The organism is Klebsiella sp. CN_Kp106 (genome assembly GCF_040064575.1).
GTDB lineage: Bacteria > Pseudomonadota > Gammaproteobacteria > Enterobacterales > Enterobacteriaceae > Klebsiella > Klebsiella michiganensis.
The window spans coordinates 256,358-274,700 of the sequence record NZ_JBEAIG010000070.1; the positions used below are offsets into that span (position 1 = coordinate 256,358).

Here is an 18,343-nt window from a genome sequence, read left to right on the forward strand (position 1 = left end):
CCCTCCGGGCAGGTCTATCTTGGTTTTTTAGATTGGAGATTTGAATAAATAGCCCGACCGAATTTCTTCTGGGGGTTATTTACTTCGGCGGTTAAGGTGTTAACTATCCGCTGTTCCAGAGCGTCATTCCTTCGCTCAATAGCCTGCATCGTTATGTCATCCGGTTTACCGGTGAACGTACTTCTGGCATCTACGCTGACAGCAATTCGTGGCTGTGCCTGGATCTGGTTAGCAGCGTTCTGTACCGCCGGCGATTCCCGCCCAACAGCTTTGACCCCCAGCGAACCATCAGCGCCACGGGTAAGCGGCATGATGGCTTCCGGCCCGGCCTCGCCGAATACACCCGCCCCTTTCGCAAACGCAAAATATTGGGGAGTGCTGTAAACACCATTGCTGTAGGCAGAAAGTGACGGAGAATCGTAAACGCCTCCGAGAGCGTTGAATGAAAAATTAGCTCCCGCGCTTTGAATAGCGGTACCACTACTTGCCGCACCGCTGGCACCGCCAAAAAGACTACCGAACAACCCACCCGCTCCGCCGCTAAATGACGCCATAATCGCTTTGGTGATCAACGCCTGTGTTGCCATCTGGATCAGCGTCTTAATCACCGTTTCACCCAGAGAGCTGAAGATATTCGACATCCCATCTTTAAAAGAAGCAGCGCCTGTCAGGACGTTTGTCAGGTTGTTGGAGATAGAGTTAGTGGTGGCATCCAGAATTTCGCTGGTTGCAGTAGCAGCCATTGAACTCAGATCAGAAGCCTGATCGGCATAGTTCATCAGGGAATCGCTGATCCCTGCCCGCCAGTCTGACTGCTGTTCATCGGTTTTTTTGTAATACTCCTCCTGAATATCCAGGCGTTCGGCAAGCGCTGCTTTAAGCGCTTCCGTTTGCTTTTTATACAGGTCTTCGGAAATCTGCCCACGACTGAAATCACGTTGTAAATCCCGCTGCTGCCTGAGAAAATCAGCGCGAATATCCGCCATTTCCTTCATTCGGTCACGGGCTTTATCCCCCTGTCCCGCGCCGAGGAAATCGATATTCCCCCTTTCCCGGGCGGCAGTATTACTGTCGGCCAGACCTTCGCGGAATGTTTTTAACTGTTCAGCGATATTTTTCTGATCAATAAGCGCCGCATTGTGCAGCAACGTTTCCTTTTTGGATTTTTCAAGCGAAGATAATTCCCCCTGAGTAACCTGATATTTCATCTTTGCCAGCTCAGTGTTTTGGCTGGAAAGAGCAATTTGCTCCCGTTGCTGTTTAATCAGCCGCGTATAGGTATCTTCGGTTTTCTCCGCCTCGGTTTTCCCATGCCTTCCTTTTGGCTTGGGTTTATTTTCCTGGTTGTTTCTCCATTCATTCAGGCCGTTATTAATCAACTCCTGCCGTCCGGTCTGAAACTGTGGGTCGTTAGTTAACCCCAGGTCATCCGCAGCATAACCCAGTCGTGCGCGCTCCTTGTCCTCACCTTTGAGTTTTGAAAGCGCCAGATCACGACGGCTTTTTTCAAGTGCAGCCGTTTGCTGGGTTGTCAGGTCTACCTGTGGTAAGCGTGCTGGTGCGTTTACCAGCCCCTGTCGGGCCATGAGAAGATTATTTCCGAGACCCAGCAAACGGTTAAATTCAGTATGCTCACCGTTCATCATTAATAACGATTGATATGCTGAATTCTGTTCTGCAGCCTGCTGCCGGATTAATGCTATTCGCCTGTTCTCTATCCCTTCCAGTACCGACTGGATCGACTCAGACTTAGCCTGCATCTGAGCTAACCTCTCCTGTTCAACGGCCAGAGCGGAAGTCGCTTCTTCCAGACCACGGGTGACCGTTTCGACCGAAGTCAGGTGGTTTATCATGAAACCGCCACTGGTTGTTGGTCCGGGGTTAGACAGGACATACTGATAGCCAGCGATCTCTTCCTTCAGGCTTTTTACTTTAGATGCCTGGGCATCAACAAGACGGTTTTGCTCCTCCAGCGCCTGACGGGTTTTGGTCTCATTATCAGAAACTTCGGGCAGGGACATTGATTTTGTCTTTTCACGGACAGCATCAATGGTGTTTGCATATTCCTGAGCGGATAATCTGGCCTGCTCCTGATTCTGGTACATCGTGTACCAGGCACCGGCACCAAGCAAAACCAGCCCAGGAATACCGCCAACGAGGCCTAATGCTCCCCCCATGAGCCGGGAACCTACAGCAGTAACCGAGTTCAGTGCAGTCTGAGCGGATACTCTGGCCTGAATATTACGGTTAAGTGACTCCTGCGCCAGTGAGAGCCGTTTTTCTGCGGCGGCCTGCGCGTCTGTACCCCGCGCCGCTGCCAGTGCCTGCTGGGCACGATAAACTGCAGCACGCGCACGAGCTGTCGAAACCTGCGTCCCTCTGACCTGGGCTTCAGCTAAAGCTACTTCGCTTTTTGCGGCGTTAATAATCCCAGCCGTTGCAGAGCTGGCACCAAGAGCCATATTTCCCAAATATCGGGCAGCACCAACGGCAACAAGCGCTCCGGCAGCAGTGGCGACCTGATCAATATTGTTGGCTACGCCATCAAGTAATCCGGTCAGGGTATTTGTCGCGCCACTCGCTTCATTAGCTCCACCGACCCATTGCATAAAAGCGTTTTCAACTTTTGTTGCCGACGATGAAACGGTCTGCGGCAACTCACCATATTCATTCCGGAGCTTACCAAGCTGGCTGATGAGGGCCGGAACTACTTTATCAATGGTTAACTGCCCCTGATCCGCCATAGATTTAAGGTCTTTACGCGCAACCCCCATCCCTGCCGCAAGCGCCCGTATAACCCTGTCGCCGCTCTCGTTGACGGCATTGAATTCTTCGCCTCTCAGCACGCCCTGCGCCAGAGCCTGGCTAAACTGAGTGATGACCGAACTGGACTCCTGAGCATTCGCGCCAGAAAGTTTTAAACCAGTAGAAATAGCCTCAGTAATATCCAGCACCTGGCTGGAGCTGTAACCATATTCCCGCATTGAGGCTGCTGAACGGGAAAATAAATTAGCGTTGTCAGAAAAAGATGTGCCCGTTTTCTGGCTGATATCCATCAGCTGTTTTTGAGAGCTGGTAAAATCATCAGTTGATTGAGATGCCTGTTTTAGCCGGGCGTTTACTGAATTCCATTCATCAGCCAGGGATATTAAATGTCCCGTAGCAAAAGCACCAGCAAATGCCCCGGTTAATCCCAGTGCGGTAGCCTTTGCTGACTCCATCTGGTCAGTAAGCTCAGCAACAGAACGGCGAGTTTCCCGAACTGAAGCCGCAGCCTGCCTGCCGCCATTCTGCATTGTTTTATAATAATCAGCCCCCATACGTGACGCGCGGGCTATCTCGGTCTGAAATGACTGAGAGTTAGCAGAAACTTTAATGATAAGTTCACGCAGGGTTGCCATTTCATTTCCTCAGAAACAAAAAACCCCACATTGTGGGGCTTTTTTATGATTTCAATATTATTAAATTAAACCAGCTTTTTTCCTTGCTTCTTCCAGATAATCTTTTTCTGGTTCCTCTTTTTTATGAGCAAGTGCAATCAGAAGATCAATTTGAGCACTTTGCTTTTCAGAGATTTCTTTAAGCATAGCGATCTGATCATTAGCTCTTACGCTTCCTCTGTTCAGGAAATACCAGATAACAAGATCAATAAGGCGAGCAAAAACAAATAATAATATCCAGCCAGTAGTAGTCATTTAAAGCACTCCGTGTGTCAAAAAAACAACATAACACCTGTTATGAGTGGCATCCACACGAATTATTACTGGCTATGCTGACGCAGCCAGCAGCGCCGCTTCCAGCCCTGCAAAGGGATCGCCGCCGTCGTTTACCTCAACCTCTTCTGCGCTCCACTGAAGCTGAGCATCTTCAATGGTGACTTTACCGCCCTGCGCTCCGTAAACCGCAGATACCAGCTGAGCATTGAGAATATCGCCGCGAATATCGCCGATTGGGCTGATACGGTCGTATTCAGCCCACATCCTGAATTCGCCGACCGTCATGGTTTGTCGCAGTTCGCCCAGCGTGCGGCCCATCCGGAGCGCCAGCGCCATCAGGAACTGCATGCCAGGCATTTTTACTTTGCTTTAGCATCATCCGCGTCACGAATGAGATCAAGTGCCTGCTTCAACAGCCGGGAATGCACTGGGCCATAGATCGTTTCAACCTGTTCGGTGTCATCGACAGTAAAGACGGGCTGCAGGTCGGTATCCAGCAAAATATCGATGAAAAGCGTGACGTCGGCCCGCATCGTGCGGAAGGCTCGTTCTGAAGGGGTCAGTTCTGGCGCCTCTGGTGCTTCCTGCCCTTCCGGTGCTTTGGGTTGCTCCGGGCTGGCGATCCCCTGCCAGCGAATCCAGGCTTCTGCTGATGGCTCACGAATGATGACTTTGGCGTTATCCCACTCCGGAACGGAGACTTCTTTTTTACGAAAGCCCGCCATCGGTGCCAGTGCCAGTGCTTTAAGACTCGGTTTTGACATTAAGTTTATCGCCGGTCTCCCGGCGCTCCGTTAATTGATGGTGACGGTGCAATCAGAAGAAGTGATCACAGTGCCATCGGCATCAGTAACCACGCAGGAATAAACCCCGGCATCACCGGATACAGCGCTGGCTTTCGTAAACGTTGCGCTGGTCTGGCCGCTGACCGTCGAGGTGCCCTTTTTCCAGGCGTAGGTATAAGGTGCCGTACCGCCCTGGACGACCACGCCCATAGTCAGAGCGCTTCCTGCCGCGACCGTTTGGGACGCCGGAAGGTCAGTAGCAAACGACATAACTCCTGGGGCGTCAATATTGGTGGGTTTACCTTTCAGACGCAGCGAGAACGTTGCAGCAACAACACCGTTGGTTTGAGAATCCCAGGTGTGCTGACGTACCTCAGCGCGCATCAGGAATCCATTACCAGACGGGAAAATAACCTTAAATCCATAAACCCCGTCGTTATCGTATGCTGCACGAAGTGCATCCTGCGCCGGGTTGCGGTAGAAGTTACCGGAAAGTGACATTTCAGACGGAGCAGGAAGGCCGTTGATATTTTCCGTTTCATCCGAACACAGCGCTGTCACGTCAATATCGTTTTTCTGACCAGCGGTAAAGCTGGCCTGTTTGATAGTGCAACTCAGGTTTAACCAGGTTGCCGTATCCAGCTCTGCCGCGGTGACCGGCACAGAGGTAATCATTACTACCGTTTTTTGGGCACGTTCAAATAGTGCTGACATCGCAGCCTCCATAAATGAAAAAACCGCCAGCGGCGGTAGGATTGGATTGGTTTTTGTCAGGCAATAACCGTTATTTCGAGGGTTGCCCGATGAAGATGGGTTGTCGTGTCGTAGCCAGGAATTTTGGTCACCTCGACAGGGGAAAGAACCTGCAGGCGTGCCAGGGCATCCAGGCGTAACGCCCGGGCTTCGTCATTCGTTTCAGCCCATACATCAACCTGAATGCGCAGTGTCGACTCTGCCTGGCCGCAGAAAACATCCCCGGCAACATCAGTCGGTATCGAGAAAATGATGTAAGGCGCGGGAACATCGGGAAGGCCGTCGCTGCCCAGCGATACCACATACGGATAAACCCGCCCGTCTGCCAGCGGCGACAGCAGGACATAGAGATCATCTTCTGTCATTTAGCCAGCACCTCATCGATAGCCTGATTCATCCGCTGCATCGCCACCTGTGCAGCCTCTTCCATGCGGGTATCAAAGGCAGGACGAACAAACGGATGTGCTGGCGCCGTAGATGTTCCCAGCTCCACAAAGCGCCAGTAAAACGCATTCCGCTTGTTGCTGGCCTTCATGGTGTTGTCGCTGTTCCCCGTTCGTGGGTTAACGCCACGAATATGCACCCCCGATGAAATTTCACCGCGACGGTGGCTTTTCTGGGTGACAACAACAACGTTTTTCTTCAGTTTGCCGGTTTTCTCCGGAGCGCGATCAATAACCTCCTGGCGGAGCAATTCGGTGCCAGCACGGGTCGACTCCCGGAGAACTTTATTATTTTCGGCCTTGCTGAGAGTTTGCAGATCGCGGGCAATATCCTGCAGCCCGGAAAAATCCAGATTCACATCAATCATTTTTCGGTCCCCTGTTTGCAAAGAATTTCCAGCCGGGTGCCTTTGATATCCGGAACCGGAGGGCCGGTAACGTTAAGAACAGCACCTTTAAACGGGCCGGTGCGTACTTTCAGGCGGGAAGAAGCTGAGATATCTGTACGAAAACGTACCCAGACTCGAATGGTGGCATCGGCACGCTCAGCGCCAGCGGCTAACAGCTCACGACCGATTATCCCCTTAACCTCGGCCCAGATAGTGGCGCCGTCAGACCACTCTTCTGTTGGCTGACCACTCGGGGTTCGTGTAGTAATAAAATTACGGATGGTGATCCGATGCCGCATTGGTCCAATTTTCATCATCCCCTCCGGCTAAACACCCATTTGAATTCGCCAGGGATTCAGCAACCAGCGTGCGGGCCCTGGAATATCAGTACTCAGATCATCCCCGCGGTTTTCATACAACCAGCCCACGATAAGAAGAACCGCGCTCTGAATGGAGGGCGTGATGATAAGCGGACGATCGCCAGCGCTTTCATTCTCAACAGCACTATCCAGAGCAGCCTGGTCGGCGAAAAAGCATCGGTTGAGAAACTGCATGGCAGCATCCTCCGCAGCGGCAAGATACCCCTCCACCATCGTTTTATCGATTTCATCATCCAGCCTGAGATGTTCCATGGCTGTTTCAGTGTTGATTACCGTCATAACCATTACCCTTTGGCTTCGGGGGCGCGGTTCATTTTGTTATCAGGGACTTCACCAACTATGGTCACCAGCCCGTTACCTTTGAGCTCGGCAGCACGTAAGCGAGAGACATGAAACGGATCATCAGCTGGCGTCCTGAAAATGTCGCCATCCATAAAACGCCGGACAGGCTGAACCTGAATAGTCCCGGACTCTGTGGGTTCTGGCGCCGCATTTATACCGTCGGATACAGACGGTTCAGCCACATTTTTTCTGGCCATCACTATCTCCTCAGAAAGAGAGGGCCGCTAAGCGGCCCTGAATTGTCAGCCGCCAGAAGCGGTTACAGTACCGGTGACAAATGCTTCCGGGCGATAAACCGCTAACGCCAGACGCTCTTCCGCACGAATGGTGACCATGTTTTTAATAAAGTCATCTTCGTTCTCAGTGGAGAGCAGCACTTCGATATCCATGCGGTCGAAGATTTGCGCAGCCATGTTGAAGGCACCAGTCAGGAAGTTGTTCTGCGCCATGGCCTGTGTTTCAACAACAGGGAGACCCCAGATACGAGGAACACCACCATTGACCGGCTGCGCGATGATATAGCGACCTTCGTTATCTTTGGTCAGCTCGATGCCTGCCCAGTCAATCGGGTTCAGGACAAAACCAGACGCCGGATATTCCGCAAGAACGGCCTGCAGAACAGCCAGGCGAAGACGGTCGATCGGCGTTGCATTGGACAGGGTTAAGGCTGGTGCAAATTCTGTTGCCTGCGGCAGAATACCGAGGATATTCGCACCGGTGCCATCGCCGCTCAGCAGTTGCTGCTCTTCTTTGAAACGAAGGCCATACTGAGCGCGGCCATTGATATAGCTGGCCAGACCGGGCGCATCGTCCAGGATCTGACGGGACGCTTTAAAGTAATGCGCAATAGTACGAACCGGCGCACTTTTCAGATCAAACCGAATGTCAGATTTTGGTTTCAGGGCACCTTCCGCCACAGCTGCAGCATTATTGGTAAACCCCGTTTCCTGAACGAATTCAATACCGTTAGATGCGGTAGTGCCGGGGATAAGCAGATTACGGATGGTCAGAGTACGTTCCGGCGGGGCGATAATGCCCTGAACACGATCGGAGACCACCAGGCTGTTGGTTGGGCTCACGCCTGTGCCCGTAGTGGCCGGCACGTTCATAATATCTTTCTGTTCCAGTTTGACGCGGATGCTCTTACGGGCCGAACTGTCCATGCCTTTGAACTCTTCACTTTCGACCACCAGCTCACCGAGCGATTTTCGCTGTGCAGGTGCATCGTTCGGGCGGCGTGCGCCTTTTTGCTCCAGCTCAGTGAGACGTTCTTTCAGCTCGTTCATCTGATTAAGGCTTTCGTCCGTTCGTTGTTTCAGTTCCAGCGAAACGGTTTCTCCTGCCTCCATTTTTTTCTTCACGTCTTCGCCAAAGTTTTTGACCTGATCAATCACCATGGTGAGCTGAGTAGAGATTTCGCCAATACTTTGTGGCTGATCATCAGCCGATTTTTTCTGGTACATATAAATCCCTTAGAGAATTTTTGGGAGAGAAAACTGGCTCAGTTGCTGGCGCATCGCCGCAATAGCCGCTTTGGTTTCGCCGTCTTCGCCCCCGGACTCACTCCGGTCAAGCAGATAGGACAGTCCGCGGGAGGCGACCGCAGCGGACTGACTTTTCGAGAAACCTGCCTCTCGCAGGAACTTCTCAAATTCAGGTAAGGAAGGAAGATCACCGTGTGACAATTTCGACTTAATGACGTCGATGCGGGCATCGTCGTTGGCTGGTACGGTAACGATGGAGATTTCAACCAGGTCGAGCTTCGTTAATGTGCGGATCCGGGTTTTCTCATCGTAATTCGATTCCCGAACGTAATAGCCAATGGAAAGGCCCGTAATGGCACGGGTTTTCATGCCTCTCCATGCAGTTTTGGCGTAGGCGGCGTCGTCCAGCCACAAAGCGCCTTCACCAAAAAGCCCATGCTTATCTTCTTTCAGGGTTGAGATATCCCAGTTCCCGATGGGTTCACCGGTGCGATGCTGCCAGAGAACAGGGAACGTCCTCCCCTTAGCCCGCGTTTCCTCGATGCTTTCGAGGAATGCGCCCGGCGCCACGACTTCGTTGTAGCTATCCACCACATCGAAGACAGAACCGTATCCAGAAAAAAGGCCGTCATCGTTGACAGCCTTAATATCGAAGTCGAATGCCTTTACTTTCATGGCTGCGTTTTTCCGGTACATTCCGGCGTCTCCTCTGATTTAATGCCAAGCCATTCCCGCAGTGCGTTTTTGGCTGATTCACTGTCGCCGGACTTGCCAAGCTGATCTATCGGCAGCAGGTTGGATTGAACGGTTAGTTGGTCAGCGCCAGGTTTTGGCTGAAGGTTTTCTTTTTGCCGTGCTTCATTGCGGGTCATCAGACCGTTCTGGGTCATCGTTGAGTAAAAAGCTGCACGGGCGGCGCTGTCAGCACGTAAGAGACCTTCGATGGAAAACTCTGCGAAGTACTTATTTCTTTCTCCCGGAGCCAGGAGACTTTTACGAATCGCCTGCTCAATACGGGTCAGCCATGGACGAAGTGAAAACGTTAAAAAGCCAATCAGCATCTGTTCGACGCCACTTCCCCACATCGTCTGCCCCTGGGCGGTATGTCCAATCAACCCCGGCCATACTCTGAACCACCGACAAATCTCTTCGATATTGAAGGCTCTGGACTGCAGCATCTGGGCGTCTTCCGGGTTGAGGTCAACAGGCTGAAACTTCATTCCCGCTTCAAGAACCATCATTTTCCCGGTATTCATGGATCCAGAAAATTGTTCAACCATGCTTTCACGTACTTCATTGCGCTGCTCTTTTTTCAGGATCTGATCCATTGAGAGAACGCCGCTGGGCCGCATACCGTTTTTAAAAACTTTGGCGCTGGCTTCATCTGTTGCCATTGCCAGACCAAGTGTCTGTCGGGCATAACTGACTGGTGACAGGCCCATGACACCATTGGTGCTGAACGCACGGATGTGCATGATGTCCCGTTCATCAATGTTTCGGGATGTACCTGAAGGCCAGTCACGGTAGGTATAAATTGGATCTCCGCTCTTGCTTAAATCAACCTTCATCCTTTCTGGCCTGAGAGGCACCAGCGAGGTAATGCGCTTTCCGGTTCGATCGATTTCTGCATAAGCATTCCCCCACAAAAGCAGGCTGGCCATGATCATTTCCCAGAACTCCACTGCAGTCATATCAGCATTGGGTTGATTATGGAGGAGCTCATAAAGCGGGTGATCATTTGCATTCTGGCGACCGTCAGCCGTTTTTTCGTAAAAACCAACAGGCAACGTCGCGATGGTTTCGGATAACAGCCTTACACATGACCACACTGCCGATAACTGCAGGGCTTTATCAACCGTAACGGATTTCCCTGCTGCGGACTGCCCACCAGCATAAGCAGCCCAGAATTCACCGTCGGTAAGGGAGATGGGTACGCCGAGCCACCGGCGAACGGCGCTTTTTATCCGGCCTGGCTTCTTCTCTTTATTCATGGTGACTCACACAATGATGGGATTACTGAAAAAGTCGTCGATATCGCCAGAATCATCCTCATAGCCTTCGGAGGCACCGATTGCCATAGCGCCCGCTACAATGCCATCGATACGCCCGGTACTTTTTTTCTTGGCAAAAATTCGGTTTTCTTTCTGATCAGCCTCCGTCACTGCTGAAGCCGCATTCCAGCGAAGACAAGGGTTCGTCCTGATGATAATGACGCTGTCATCAAGCAACTCTTCAAACAATTCGATGGAGTGAGGCATCCACAGCCCGGAATCTTTCGCTTTGTAATACCCTTGCCCATGAGGGATTAAGGGAACAGAAACAGATGCTTCCTCAAGCTCCGGCTCAAGATATTTAATGCGATACTGGTCGAAGGCGATGGCCTTGATATCGAACTTCTCCGTCAGATCGGCAATACGCTGGGCAACAAAGCCGTATTTCACCGCTTTGCCTGGCGTAGTGTGGATGTGACCATCGCGCTCCCAGGCGTCATAAGGCACCCGGTCCGTTTTAGCCCGTTCGAGCAAGGTATCTTTGGGTGTCCAGAACTCCACCAGCAACTTGCGTTGTTTTGGAAAAAACAGCGCCAGGGCAGTCAAATCACGGGATCCGGACAAGTCCAGGCCACCGTAGCATTCCTCACCCTCCAGCTCATCTGGATCAAAGTTTTCCTCACATCCCATCCAGACATCACTGCTCATCCACGGGTTAGCCGCGTCAACCCACTGACAGAAGTTGAGACGCCTGACAATACTCTCTTTCGAAGGCATCCCCCGGGCCTGAGTCACCTGCTCACGAAGATAGCTTTCTTCAAAGGTGTGACCCAACGAGGGGTTAGCCTTTTTCCAGCAGGACTCATCCTTGAAAGGATCGTCACCTTCATCCAGTGAACAAATAAAGGCGAAAAAACTATCATCTTCTATCGAACCAGCAGATACCTTTCTACCGTATTCGTGATAGTCATAGCAGACGCTGGTTTTATCGTGTCCACTGTTGGTGATCATAAAAATGAGTGCCTGCCGGCGACCTTTAGTGCCGGCGCGCATCATTTCAACAACCTGATTGCTTTTATGCTCGTGAACTTCATCAATAAGAGCGCAATGTGGTCGTGGACCCGACTGTCCGTCATCTGAACTAATTGGGCGAAAGAATGAACCAGCCTGAAGAAAAGCCAGGTTCCACTCTTTTCCGGCGCCGCCAGATTTCTGTATGCGTGCGGAAAGAGCCGGAGACTGATCGACCATCGCCACCGCATCACGAAAGAGGACCATTGCCTGGTCTTTTTTCGTTGCAGCAGCATAAACTTCAGCACGAGGTTCTTTATCTGCAGTGAGACAGTAAAGACCTATCCCGGCAGAAAGGGGGGATTTGCCAGATCCTTTTCCTGATTCCACGTAAACCATTCGGAACCGGCGAAAACCTCTGGCATTTTTCCAGCCAAAAATCGAACCGACGATGAAACACTGCCATGGAAGCAGAACAAAAGGCGCACCTTCAAAATCGCCCCCGTTAAGTTTGAGGACTTTCGTAAAATAATCAATGGAGCGCTGTGCTGCCTCAACATCCCAATGGAGCCCTCGTGCATGGCAAGATTCAAGATCCCTGAGGTGTCTCTGGCAGGCATTTCGAATGTCAGGACCGGCCAGTTCTTTTCCAGAGGTTACATCCTTTGCATACTGCGTTGCCGGATCAACCGAAGAACTTGTCGAGCGTGTCTTCTTCGGGGGTTTCGCCATTCACTTTCACCTTCGTCCTTGCCGCTGGTGTCAGACCGAATTCAACCAGGTAACTTTTAAAACGACGGTCAGCATCAGCCAGCATTGAAACTGCCGGGTTGGCCTTTATCAGAAAACCACCCTCGGTCTGGACGGTATAAGTTCTGCCCTCTACAGCGATGGTGTCGCGCAGTTGCAGGATATCGGCATAAATATCGCAAAGCCTTTCAAGAGCCAAAGTATCTGCAACGGTGAGAACCCCCATACCATCGAGAAGCACAGTCAGCCGACCCCATGCCACCTTACCCCAGTCGGTAAGATGAGCTGGGGGGCTTGGAATTTCTTTAGCTGGCGTGGGTTCTTTATCGTTGAGTTTTCGTTTGCCCGGGTTGCCGGTAACCACTTTGAGGTGGGTCGGTTTCGGGCGTCGTCCTGCCATCGGAACCTCCCGGAAAAAAACTTTTCATTTCGCGGTTGTGCACAAAAAGGACTGGCGGCGGTCATTTGGGTTCGAGGTTATGAACTTTTGACCCGCCCCTCCCCCTCAGATGAGAATCGATATCATTTGAATGCTAATGATTTCAAATGACAATCACTTTTGATGTGTATTGATAATGGTTATCACTTAAACCAATGAGAAGTCGGGTCCAGTGGCATCCCGTTTTCATCGCAGCCGATCACAGTGCCACGCTTCTCCATTCGCTGCTTCGTTGAGTCGTGGTGCTGCTTACACAGCCCTTGCCAGTTCTTCCGGCTCCAGAAAAGCTTTTGCGCCTTAGCTATTGCCTGGCTGTCGCCAGAGCGCAAAGCCTCTTTTAGTTTGTGCGGGATGATGTGGTCTACCACCGTTGCCGCTGTCACCCTGCCTTGCTGCTGGCACATGACGCACAAGGGGTGCGCACGAAGGAAGATAAGACGCTCATGGTCCCACTTACTGCCGTAGATGCGGGGATCTTTGTTCATGCTCTGGTCCTATTGTTTGGATGGACGTACGATCCTCACCTGACCGAACAGCGGCTGCCGCTAAACCTCGCCGTTCTTGGCAATGAGGCAACCCCGGCTGTCAAGCACGGAGGCTATCATTTCGGCTTTATCATCATCAGCCGAGAAGACGTGCATAACCTCATTACCATCAAGAAAAATTGTGATGCGTTCACGTCCCGGAACTATGCGCTCTCAGGGATCATCGTCAAATACAGTCAGGCGCATATTACCTCCATTAAAAAGGCCACCCATCGGTGGCCTTTTTAATAATTAACTAATAGGTTAAATCACGAAGTACGTTTTCGTTCTTCTATTGCTTTAAGATCGGTCGCTCGATTCTCGACGAATCTTATGCTACCCGTCACTGCATCCTCGATATCTAAAGCCCTCGTAAACCTATACCCATCCCTTTCTATTACCCAAACTCTATCATGGTTTTTCCAAAAAATATCAGCATAAAAATGAGCGTTCTCACTTTGAAAAATTTCAAACTTATATTCACCCGCGACTGAGTCTGATACAACGATCGTTTTAACCAGAGTACTTATTGACATAACAACCTCGATTATGGCTTTACTGATATCATAACTAGCACAGCCAAATCGACATTTAAACCAACAAAATCAAAAATTTAATTCAGAAAAACCGAGAAAATGAATTAAATCAAGCTGATGCAAGCTACATTATAACAGGCACTCTATGAATGCCTGCTGTAATGCCTTAGCTGGCCTGTTCAGCGCCGGTATCAAACAGCGCCAGCGCTTCGGTCGACTCCTGAACCGCTTTGATGGTCCGCGCCACCACTTCGGATTCAGTTGTTACGCGATTGTACTGCTGGATGAACAGCTGATATTTGAGCTGGCTATCCTGGACGAACTCAATCGCCTTAGCAGCAGCCGCGGTGTCATAGTTCAGGGTGGAAAGCAGATTCAGTCGAATCTGTTCTGCTGGTGTGATCTCTGCCATTTGTTACCTCTGTGCGATGTAGGAGTATTATCGAAGCCACTCGACAAATGGCTGCTGTAATACTTTACTTTTGTTGCTGCATGCTCGGAAAGGAAGCGTTGCCAAAGCTCTCTCCAGTTAGGTTTGGTTTTACTCTCCCCACTTACTTATGCAGAATATTTACATTTGCTTATTAAGCCGCTCAAGCGGTTAATTTCTAGAGGTAAAGTAATGAAATATACACAGCAAGAAAAACTTCAAACCCTGATGCTCTGTGAAATCTTCAAAGCATTAGAAATTAAAGATTCTTTTAATCCAGATTTAATTTATAAAGCCATACAGTCGGACCAGTATTGGGCTCTGGACTGGGAATACCCAGACTTAGACTCCGGTGAAGATACACCGGAAGAAGTCACGTTTTTTGTCGATACATTCGATATGTATGAAATCCTCAATTATACATACGATAACTTCAATGAGGCTGACAAGGCGGAGGTTGCTGCTTCGATCAGGAATTTTAATGGTAAAAACTCTCTACTTTTCCCAGGATTTGATGGGAACAATGAAACCAAATATATCACTATCGGCCGTATTTTGAAGACCATGGGGCGTTTTAATGGTAGTGATGATTTAATAAAAAACTCTCACATGCCTTCAGCTGGAATCTACAAACGAATGCTGGATGTATTCCTGGATGCTCGGGCCAACAATTGGGAGCACGGTGCAGGAATTTCAATGCAATCTTTCATTGATACACTTAATGCTAGAGTTCATCCGGACAATCGCTAATCATTCATGCCCGCTATGCGGGCATTTATTGTTGCTAAGCTTCCCAACTAATTGCAGTAACTCTTTATTGTGGTGTTTAGCTTCACTCATTGCGTAGCCTTTTCGGTTGGTTTGGATAAGCAGCAGAAAAAAAATCATAAATATCTACCGCTTACGCTTGTTGTTTCTGAGCTGGCTCCTAGGCTAAAAGAGCCATTACATGAAAGACCTTGCGTTTACTTACCCGTGGACCTCAAGGATGAGGCCATTCTTTTAACTCACTGAGTAGGGGTAATGCTCTGGCAATTGGCCTGCACTGCTTTGTTGTGCGCCAGGATGTCGCGCTTGGTCTGCATATCCAGCACGTCGATATCGTGGTCGGTCAGGTAGATAATCCGCACCCAGCTGCAGGCCGTATCAACGACTACCGGGGCGGGTGAAGTGCTCGCGCAGCTCCCGATCAACATCGTCATCAGGCATATGGCTAACAGTCTGCTGTACATCGCTTGCCTCTTTCGTGACCTCTGCCTTACGTTCTGCCGCGGCGACGGTGGCGACGGCGTTCTCTTCAGTACGCTGCAGATCGGCTTTGGCTTCTGCCTTGCTGGTTCCGCGTGCATGGCCGATGCCAAACGCACCAGCGATAGCAGCCAGGATAACAACCACCAGCCCCGCGATAGCTTCGATTCCCATAATCACCCCACCAGCACCGATTTTGCTTTCAGGAAGCGGGCGCGCCGGTTATTAATTCCGTTTTGCCCGCCGTTGATAATCTGCGTGACCCGGACAAGATCACCCGGATATTTCAGGCAACCTTTTGAGACATAGAACCATGCTGCACTACGGGCCGCGTAAGAGGACTGCTCCAGTAATTCTGGCTGTGCCACCAGATCAACCTTCAGCCCGGCGCTGCAGTCCCGGTAATTAGAAAGTCCGGTTATTTGAATAAGTCCGCGCCCTCGGAAAACCCAGCCATCAGTTGCCCTGTTGTTACCCAACCGCTTGCTATAGACAATGTTGGCGATAGCCCGCTGGCGCTCCAGAGGTAACACTGTTTCCGACTGGCTGCGCCCGAGAGAATTGGCCTGCTCCTGCGTTAACCTGCCGTAACGAACAAAATCAGCCAGCCCGGCGATGCTGTAGTTGAAATTCTCCACCACCCTGTTAAACCCGAGGCTTTCATGGCCGCACTGAGCAATGAACATTGCCTGGTCGATAGCGGAAATGATGCCGAACTCTTTCATCGCGGCTGTAATATGCGGAAACCAGCGCGCAGCTAACCCGGCGCTGATACCAGCCGCCTTCTGGAATTGTGTTTGATTCATTAGTGCCTCAGTGTATCGACCAGACGCGCCACGTTACCCCGTGCCCATAACACGGCGGCGCAGATTAGGATGTTTGCCAGCACCACCAGCCAGTGGGATGACTCGTAAAGGCCAAATAGGAAACGAAATGGGATGCTGGCGTAAACCAGCACTATGAGATAAGCCAGGAATGATATTCCCGGCCTGTGTCGGGATCCGCCGCGTTGGTAAAACATCAAAGCAAGAACAATCACAGTACAGGTGAGTGCGTTAACCAGTGCTGAAGGATCATTTACCATTTGAGCCTCCTCCCCGGAACCGGGTTAGCATATTGAACAGGCTATTCAGGTCCTGGCTGTTAAGGAACGTCAGCACTTTGATAATCAGCGACGAGATAAGCACAGCACCCAGTGCGTCAAGTGGGCGGTCGCTATAACCCGTCCAGCCTGATAGCTTTGAGCCCACCAGCCCGGCACCCAAGACACCAACGATGAAAGACGTCATAAAATATGCCACCAGTTTACCGCGTGAAATGTTTGCTGCCGTAGCTACATAGAAGACCGCACCAGCGAAAGCGCCAAACACAACGCCATAATCAATTCCGGTGGCCAGGCCAAACATACTGGCCCCCATCAGGCCGCCGGCCGCAACTGATGTTCCAGAGACAGGATCGGACATTTAGCCCCCTCTTTATTGCTGTGAGTCCTCTCAGAATTGAGGGGAAAAAGAAAAGGCCGCCAATAGCGCAGCCCTTAAATGTTTTTGGTTAGTTGAAGTGCCTTAATCAGGCGAAAAAAAGCCCGCTCTAACGGGCGGGCAGAAAGGTAGGCATTCTGATTCTGTAACGGTTCGATACGCACCTAATAGTCCGAGCTACCGATTTACCAGGAGAGTGATCATTATTCCGTTACTGCCTTTTAAACATAGCTGGAGAAGCCGAAACGGCAACCCCACTACCAAATAGCTTAGTAGCATTGCATATGGTGCCGGGTGCCTCCCGGTGGGCATGTCCCAGCCGACATGGCCCGCGCTGCATTTACAGATCACTGTAAGTGACTGGTCGCCCCTCCGCACAGGGGGATTCACCATGCCGTTAATCTAATTTGTAAACTTTGTGTTAGTCAATATGTAACACTCTGTCAAAGGCACCCGAAGATGCCTTTTGCACAGTGTTAATCACTAGATTTAATAAGCGGCCAGAGTAAAGCGATAACCCCAGCCACTAGCACGCCATCAGCAAGGATGGACATCATTTTGCTGGTGAAATCGATGGCAACCACCAGGAACAACAAAACCCCGGCGGCCGCCCAGCGCAGTTTGCCGATCACAGGTACTGATCCAGAGGAAGCTGGAGAGCCTGAGCGATTTTCTTCAGCTGTTTCTCTTCTTCTTCACCGATACCGTCGTTATCAGCAACATCAAGGCACAGGCAAAGAACATCAACAGCGTCATTTGTACCCGCAACATCAGCCAGTTCACGCAGCGCCTGAGCGTTGGCAGAACGTGGTGAAGCTTCGTAACGAGCACGAATATTACTGCTCATTTGTGCGACTTCACCGGCGAACGGCGCGAAGGCTGGCAGCGCCGAAATGGTTTTTTCCAGCGTGGCGATTTCTTTAGCGTCGCAGGTACCATCGGCATACGCAATGGAATAAGCGCCCCATACAGTCGCCTCAACCGCATCGCGATTTTCCATTTTCTTAACTTCAACAACGGCTTTACGTGCTTTCTTTTTGAAGAGACCAAACATAGTGACTTTCCTTTTAGCGGGTGAGCCAGCGCTCAGGAATGATCAGCCCACAGAGATAGTCACACTGACTATTCCCTATGGCTCACCCCTGAAAGGCTCTGTGGTTATGTAGCGCCGAGCGTGGCGCAGATACGAAAAAGGCCCGCGAATGCGAGCCTGTTGGATCCGCTTACTGATACGGAGCGACCAACCTTAGTTGTCGCAGATTCAAATTGTGGCCCTGCCTTGAAGTCACTTTGCACGCGACTGGGACATGTAATTTCGCATCATGATCGGGATTCGCTTCAGGCGCTGGCCCCGCTGCCATTTTGGTGCTGGTTGACGGAATCGAACCGCCGACATCCTGCTTACAAAGCAGGTGCTCTACCTGTTGAGCTAAACCAGCAAATTTTTGCCACACTCTCGCAGTGGTCAGCGCTCATGCCCTTGAGTCAGTCACCCCAGTTCATCTCTATTCCCCGTTGGCTCTAACCAGTGCGCGATTAGCTATCGCACGGCGACGCCGGTGCTTCTTTTCTTATTAACCCTCACCAGATGCAAAGCTGGTACTCTACTCGGAGACTCGGGAGCAAGTCATTACCCTGCTA

The 18,343-nt window shown here is 50.9% G+C and carries 26 protein-coding genes and 1 tRNA gene; 2 read left to right on the forward strand and 25 right to left on the reverse strand.

The window, feature by feature from the left end:
* Positions 1-14: 14 nt before the first annotated feature.
* From ABLU96_RS25900 to ABLU96_RS25975, 16 genes are all read right to left on the reverse strand, one after another.
* On the reverse strand, positions 15-3,401 hold the full coding sequence (locus tag ABLU96_RS25900; protein ID WP_348862926.1) for a phage tail tape measure protein: 3,387 nt from the start codon (positions 3,399-3,401) through the stop codon (positions 15-17).
* Between the two features lie 60 nt (positions 3,402-3,461).
* Entirely contained in the window at positions 3,462-3,695 is a 234-nt protein-coding gene (locus tag ABLU96_RS25905) for a YebO family protein (RefSeq protein WP_016530182.1), read from the reverse strand.
* Positions 3,696-3,767: 72 nt separating this feature from the next.
* A complete protein-coding gene (locus ABLU96_RS25910; RefSeq protein WP_023317588.1) occupies positions 3,768-4,073 on the reverse strand; it encodes a DUF4035 domain-containing protein in 306 nt (101 codons plus the stop codon).
* Positions 4,074-4,075: 2 nt separating this feature from the next.
* Positions 4,076-4,480 carry a phage tail assembly chaperone gene (locus ABLU96_RS25915; RefSeq protein WP_064147544.1) on the reverse strand — a complete coding sequence of 135 codons (405 nt, stop codon included), beginning with the start codon at positions 4,478-4,480 and terminating at the stop codon, positions 4,076-4,078.
* Positions 4,481-4,510: 30 nt separating this feature from the next.
* Positions 4,511-5,215, reverse strand: a complete 705-nt coding sequence (locus ABLU96_RS25920) for an immunoglobulin domain-containing protein (protein WP_047666514.1) — start codon at positions 5,213-5,215, stop codon at positions 4,511-4,513.
* Positions 5,216-5,271: 56 nt separating this feature from the next.
* Entirely contained in the window at positions 5,272-5,619 is a 348-nt protein-coding gene (locus tag ABLU96_RS25925; protein WP_348862928.1) for a DUF3168 domain-containing protein, read from the reverse strand.
* A complete protein-coding gene (locus ABLU96_RS25930) occupies positions 5,616-6,065 on the reverse strand; it encodes an HK97-gp10 family putative phage morphogenesis protein (protein ID WP_348862930.1) in 450 nt (149 codons plus the stop codon). The genes ABLU96_RS25925 and ABLU96_RS25930 overlap by 4 nt, the downstream gene beginning before the upstream one ends.
* Positions 6,062-6,400, reverse strand: a complete 339-nt coding sequence (locus tag ABLU96_RS25935) for a phage head closure protein (RefSeq protein WP_082225688.1) — start codon at positions 6,398-6,400, stop codon at positions 6,062-6,064. The genes ABLU96_RS25930 and ABLU96_RS25935 overlap by 4 nt, the downstream gene beginning before the upstream one ends.
* A gap of 12 nt (positions 6,401-6,412) precedes the next feature.
* Complete coding sequence (locus ABLU96_RS25940) at positions 6,413-6,745, reverse strand: head-tail connector protein (RefSeq protein WP_082225876.1); 333 nt, start codon at positions 6,743-6,745, stop codon at positions 6,413-6,415.
* A 5-nt stretch (positions 6,746-6,750) separates the two neighbouring features.
* Positions 6,751-7,005, reverse strand: a complete 255-nt coding sequence (locus tag ABLU96_RS25945) for a hypothetical protein (protein WP_082225687.1) — start codon at positions 7,003-7,005, stop codon at positions 6,751-6,753.
* Positions 7,006-7,050: 45 nt separating this feature from the next.
* The gene (locus ABLU96_RS25950) at positions 7,051-8,271 is read right to left on the reverse strand and encodes a phage major capsid protein (protein ID WP_047666511.1); all 1,221 of its coding nucleotides are present in this window, start codon (positions 8,269-8,271) and stop codon (positions 7,051-7,053) included.
* Between the two features lie 9 nt (positions 8,272-8,280).
* Positions 8,281-8,988, reverse strand: a complete 708-nt coding sequence (locus ABLU96_RS25955) for an HK97 family phage prohead protease (RefSeq protein WP_025713387.1) — start codon at positions 8,986-8,988, stop codon at positions 8,281-8,283.
* Positions 8,964-10,283 (reverse strand): phage portal protein, encoded by a 1,320-nt coding sequence (locus ABLU96_RS25960; RefSeq protein WP_032423087.1) that lies wholly within the window; start codon positions 10,281-10,283, stop codon positions 8,964-8,966. Before ABLU96_RS25960 ends, ABLU96_RS25955 begins: the two co-directional genes overlap by 25 nt.
* A 6-nt stretch (positions 10,284-10,289) precedes the next feature.
* Positions 10,290-12,026 carry a terminase TerL endonuclease subunit gene (locus tag ABLU96_RS25965; protein ID WP_108996581.1) on the reverse strand — a complete coding sequence of 579 codons (1,737 nt, stop codon included), beginning with the start codon at positions 12,024-12,026 and terminating at the stop codon, positions 10,290-10,292.
* Positions 11,980-12,444, reverse strand: a complete 465-nt coding sequence (locus ABLU96_RS25970; protein ID WP_025713390.1) for a phage terminase small subunit P27 family — start codon at positions 12,442-12,444, stop codon at positions 11,980-11,982. The genes ABLU96_RS25965 and ABLU96_RS25970 overlap by 47 nt, the downstream gene beginning before the upstream one ends.
* 182 nt (positions 12,445-12,626) lie before the next feature.
* Positions 12,627-12,968, reverse strand: a complete 342-nt coding sequence (locus ABLU96_RS25975; RefSeq protein ID WP_080883138.1) for an HNH endonuclease signature motif containing protein — start codon at positions 12,966-12,968, stop codon at positions 12,627-12,629.
* Here ABLU96_RS25975 and ABLU96_RS25980 point away from each other — a divergent pair.
* Positions 12,927-13,256 carry a hypothetical protein gene (locus ABLU96_RS25980; protein ID WP_162550801.1) on the forward strand — a complete coding sequence of 110 codons (330 nt, stop codon included), beginning with the start codon at positions 12,927-12,929 and terminating at the stop codon, positions 13,254-13,256. The two genes, ABLU96_RS25975 and ABLU96_RS25980, sit on opposite strands and share 42 nt — an antisense overlap.
* A gap of 453 nt (positions 13,257-13,709) precedes the next feature.
* Here the strand turns inward: ABLU96_RS25980 and ABLU96_RS25985 are convergent, their stop codons facing one another.
* Positions 13,710-13,955 (reverse strand): DUF2560 family protein, encoded by a 246-nt coding sequence (locus ABLU96_RS25985; protein WP_080883137.1) that lies wholly within the window; start codon positions 13,953-13,955, stop codon positions 13,710-13,712.
* Positions 13,956-14,165: 210 nt separating this feature from the next.
* On the opposite strand from ABLU96_RS25985, the gene ABLU96_RS25990 reads away from it, so the two are divergent.
* A complete protein-coding gene (locus ABLU96_RS25990) occupies positions 14,166-14,723 on the forward strand; it encodes a YfbU family protein (protein ID WP_080883136.1) in 558 nt (185 codons plus the stop codon).
* A 257-nt stretch (positions 14,724-14,980) separates the two neighbouring features.
* Here ABLU96_RS25990 and ABLU96_RS25995 read toward each other — a convergent pair whose 3' ends face one another.
* The 8 genes from ABLU96_RS25995 to ABLU96_RS26030 all read right to left on the reverse strand — a co-directional run bounded on the left by ABLU96_RS25995 (position 14,981) and on the right by ABLU96_RS26030 (position 18,141).
* Entirely contained in the window at positions 14,981-15,169 is a 189-nt protein-coding gene (locus ABLU96_RS25995; protein WP_080883135.1) for a hypothetical protein, read from the reverse strand.
* Positions 15,120-15,395: a hypothetical protein gene (locus ABLU96_RS26000; RefSeq protein ID WP_080819809.1), complete on the reverse strand. Its 276-nt coding sequence runs from the start codon at positions 15,393-15,395 to the stop codon at positions 15,120-15,122. The genes ABLU96_RS25995 and ABLU96_RS26000 overlap by 50 nt, the downstream gene beginning before the upstream one ends.
* A 2-nt stretch (positions 15,396-15,397) precedes the next feature.
* A complete protein-coding gene (locus ABLU96_RS26005) occupies positions 15,398-16,027 on the reverse strand; it encodes a glycoside hydrolase family 19 protein (RefSeq protein WP_080819811.1) in 630 nt (209 codons plus the stop codon).
* Positions 16,027-16,305: a phage holin family protein gene (locus tag ABLU96_RS26010; RefSeq protein ID WP_080819813.1), complete on the reverse strand. Its 279-nt coding sequence runs from the start codon at positions 16,303-16,305 to the stop codon at positions 16,027-16,029. Before ABLU96_RS26010 ends, ABLU96_RS26005 begins: the two co-directional genes overlap by 1 nt.
* Positions 16,295-16,684, reverse strand: coding sequence for a phage holin family protein (locus tag ABLU96_RS26015; protein ID WP_080819815.1), 390 nt, complete (start codon positions 16,682-16,684; stop codon positions 16,295-16,297). The genes ABLU96_RS26010 and ABLU96_RS26015 overlap by 11 nt, the downstream gene beginning before the upstream one ends.
* Before the next feature lie 494 nt (positions 16,685-17,178).
* A complete protein-coding gene (locus ABLU96_RS26020; RefSeq protein ID WP_049106554.1) occupies positions 17,179-17,334 on the reverse strand; it encodes a DUF3927 family protein in 156 nt (51 codons plus the stop codon).
* Complete coding sequence (locus ABLU96_RS26025; protein WP_101998647.1) at positions 17,331-17,756, reverse strand: TerB family tellurite resistance protein; 426 nt, start codon at positions 17,754-17,756, stop codon at positions 17,331-17,333. Before ABLU96_RS26025 ends, ABLU96_RS26020 begins: the two co-directional genes overlap by 4 nt.
* Before the next feature lie 309 nt (positions 17,757-18,065).
* Positions 18,066-18,141, reverse strand: a tRNA-Thr gene (locus ABLU96_RS26030).
* Positions 18,142-18,343: the final 202 nt, after the last annotated feature.

Excerpts from the sequence above, each read along its gene's own strand:
- ABLU96_RS26025 (WP_101998647.1), bottom strand. The coding sequence starts at position 17,756 with ATGTTTGGTCTCTTCAAAAAGAAAGCACGTAAAGCCGTTGTTGAAGTT.
- ABLU96_RS25930 (WP_348862930.1), bottom strand. The coding sequence starts at position 6,065 with ATGATTGATGTGAATCTGGATTTTTCCGGGCTGCAGGATATTGCCCGC.
- ABLU96_RS25940 (WP_082225876.1), bottom strand. The coding sequence starts at position 6,745 with ATGACGGTAATCAACACTGAAACAGCCATGGAACATCTCAGGCTGGAT.
- ABLU96_RS25970 (WP_025713390.1), bottom strand. The coding sequence starts at position 12,444 with ATGGCAGGACGACGCCCGAAACCGACCCACCTCAAAGTGGTTACCGGC.
- ABLU96_RS25945 (WP_082225687.1), bottom strand. The coding sequence starts at position 7,005 with ATGGCCAGAAAAAATGTGGCTGAACCGTCTGTATCCGACGGTATAAAT.
- ABLU96_RS25995 (WP_080883135.1), bottom strand. The coding sequence starts at position 15,169 with ATGTTGATCGGGAGCTGCGCGAGCACTTCACCCGCCCCGGTAGTCGTT.
- ABLU96_RS25920 (WP_047666514.1), bottom strand. The coding sequence starts at position 5,215 with ATGTCAGCACTATTTGAACGTGCCCAAAAAACGGTAGTAATGATTACC.
- ABLU96_RS25910 (WP_023317588.1), bottom strand. The coding sequence starts at position 4,073 with ATGCCTGGCATGCAGTTCCTGATGGCGCTGGCGCTCCGGATGGGCCGC.
- ABLU96_RS25980 (WP_162550801.1), top strand. The coding sequence starts at position 12,927 with ATGGTCCCACTTACTGCCGTAGATGCGGGGATCTTTGTTCATGCTCTG.
- ABLU96_RS25900 (WP_348862926.1), bottom strand. The coding sequence starts at position 3,401 with ATGGCAACCCTGCGTGAACTTATCATTAAAGTTTCTGCTAACTCTCAG.
- ABLU96_RS25955 (WP_025713387.1), bottom strand. The coding sequence starts at position 8,988 with ATGTACCGGAAAAACGCAGCCATGAAAGTAAAGGCATTCGACTTCGAT.
- ABLU96_RS25990 (WP_080883136.1), top strand. The coding sequence starts at position 14,166 with ATGAAATATACACAGCAAGAAAAACTTCAAACCCTGATGCTCTGTGAA.
- ABLU96_RS26000 (WP_080819809.1), bottom strand. The coding sequence starts at position 15,395 with ATGGGAATCGAAGCTATCGCGGGGCTGGTGGTTGTTATCCTGGCTGCT.
- ABLU96_RS26010 (WP_080819813.1), bottom strand. The coding sequence starts at position 16,305 with ATGGTAAATGATCCTTCAGCACTGGTTAACGCACTCACCTGTACTGTG.
- ABLU96_RS25915 (WP_064147544.1), bottom strand. The coding sequence starts at position 4,480 with ATGTCAAAACCGAGTCTTAAAGCACTGGCACTGGCACCGATGGCGGGC.
- ABLU96_RS25965 (WP_108996581.1), bottom strand. The coding sequence starts at position 12,026 with ATGGCGAAACCCCCGAAGAAGACACGCTCGACAAGTTCTTCGGTTGAT.
- ABLU96_RS25935 (WP_082225688.1), bottom strand. The coding sequence starts at position 6,400 with ATGAAAATTGGACCAATGCGGCATCGGATCACCATCCGTAATTTTATT.
- ABLU96_RS26005 (WP_080819811.1), bottom strand. The coding sequence starts at position 16,027 with ATGAATCAAACACAATTCCAGAAGGCGGCTGGTATCAGCGCCGGGTTA.
- ABLU96_RS26015 (WP_080819815.1), bottom strand. The coding sequence starts at position 16,684 with ATGTCCGATCCTGTCTCTGGAACATCAGTTGCGGCCGGCGGCCTGATG.
- ABLU96_RS25960 (WP_032423087.1), bottom strand. The coding sequence starts at position 10,283 with ATGAATAAAGAGAAGAAGCCAGGCCGGATAAAAAGCGCCGTTCGCCGG.
- ABLU96_RS25975 (WP_080883138.1), bottom strand. The coding sequence starts at position 12,968 with ATGAACAAAGATCCCCGCATCTACGGCAGTAAGTGGGACCATGAGCGT.
- ABLU96_RS25905 (WP_016530182.1), bottom strand. The coding sequence starts at position 3,695 with ATGACTACTACTGGCTGGATATTATTATTTGTTTTTGCTCGCCTTATT.
- ABLU96_RS25925 (WP_348862928.1), bottom strand. The coding sequence starts at position 5,619 with ATGACAGAAGATGATCTCTATGTCCTGCTGTCGCCGCTGGCAGACGGG.
- ABLU96_RS25950 (WP_047666511.1), bottom strand. The coding sequence starts at position 8,271 with ATGTACCAGAAAAAATCGGCTGATGATCAGCCACAAAGTATTGGCGAA.
- ABLU96_RS25985 (WP_080883137.1), bottom strand. The coding sequence starts at position 13,955 with ATGGCAGAGATCACACCAGCAGAACAGATTCGACTGAATCTGCTTTCC.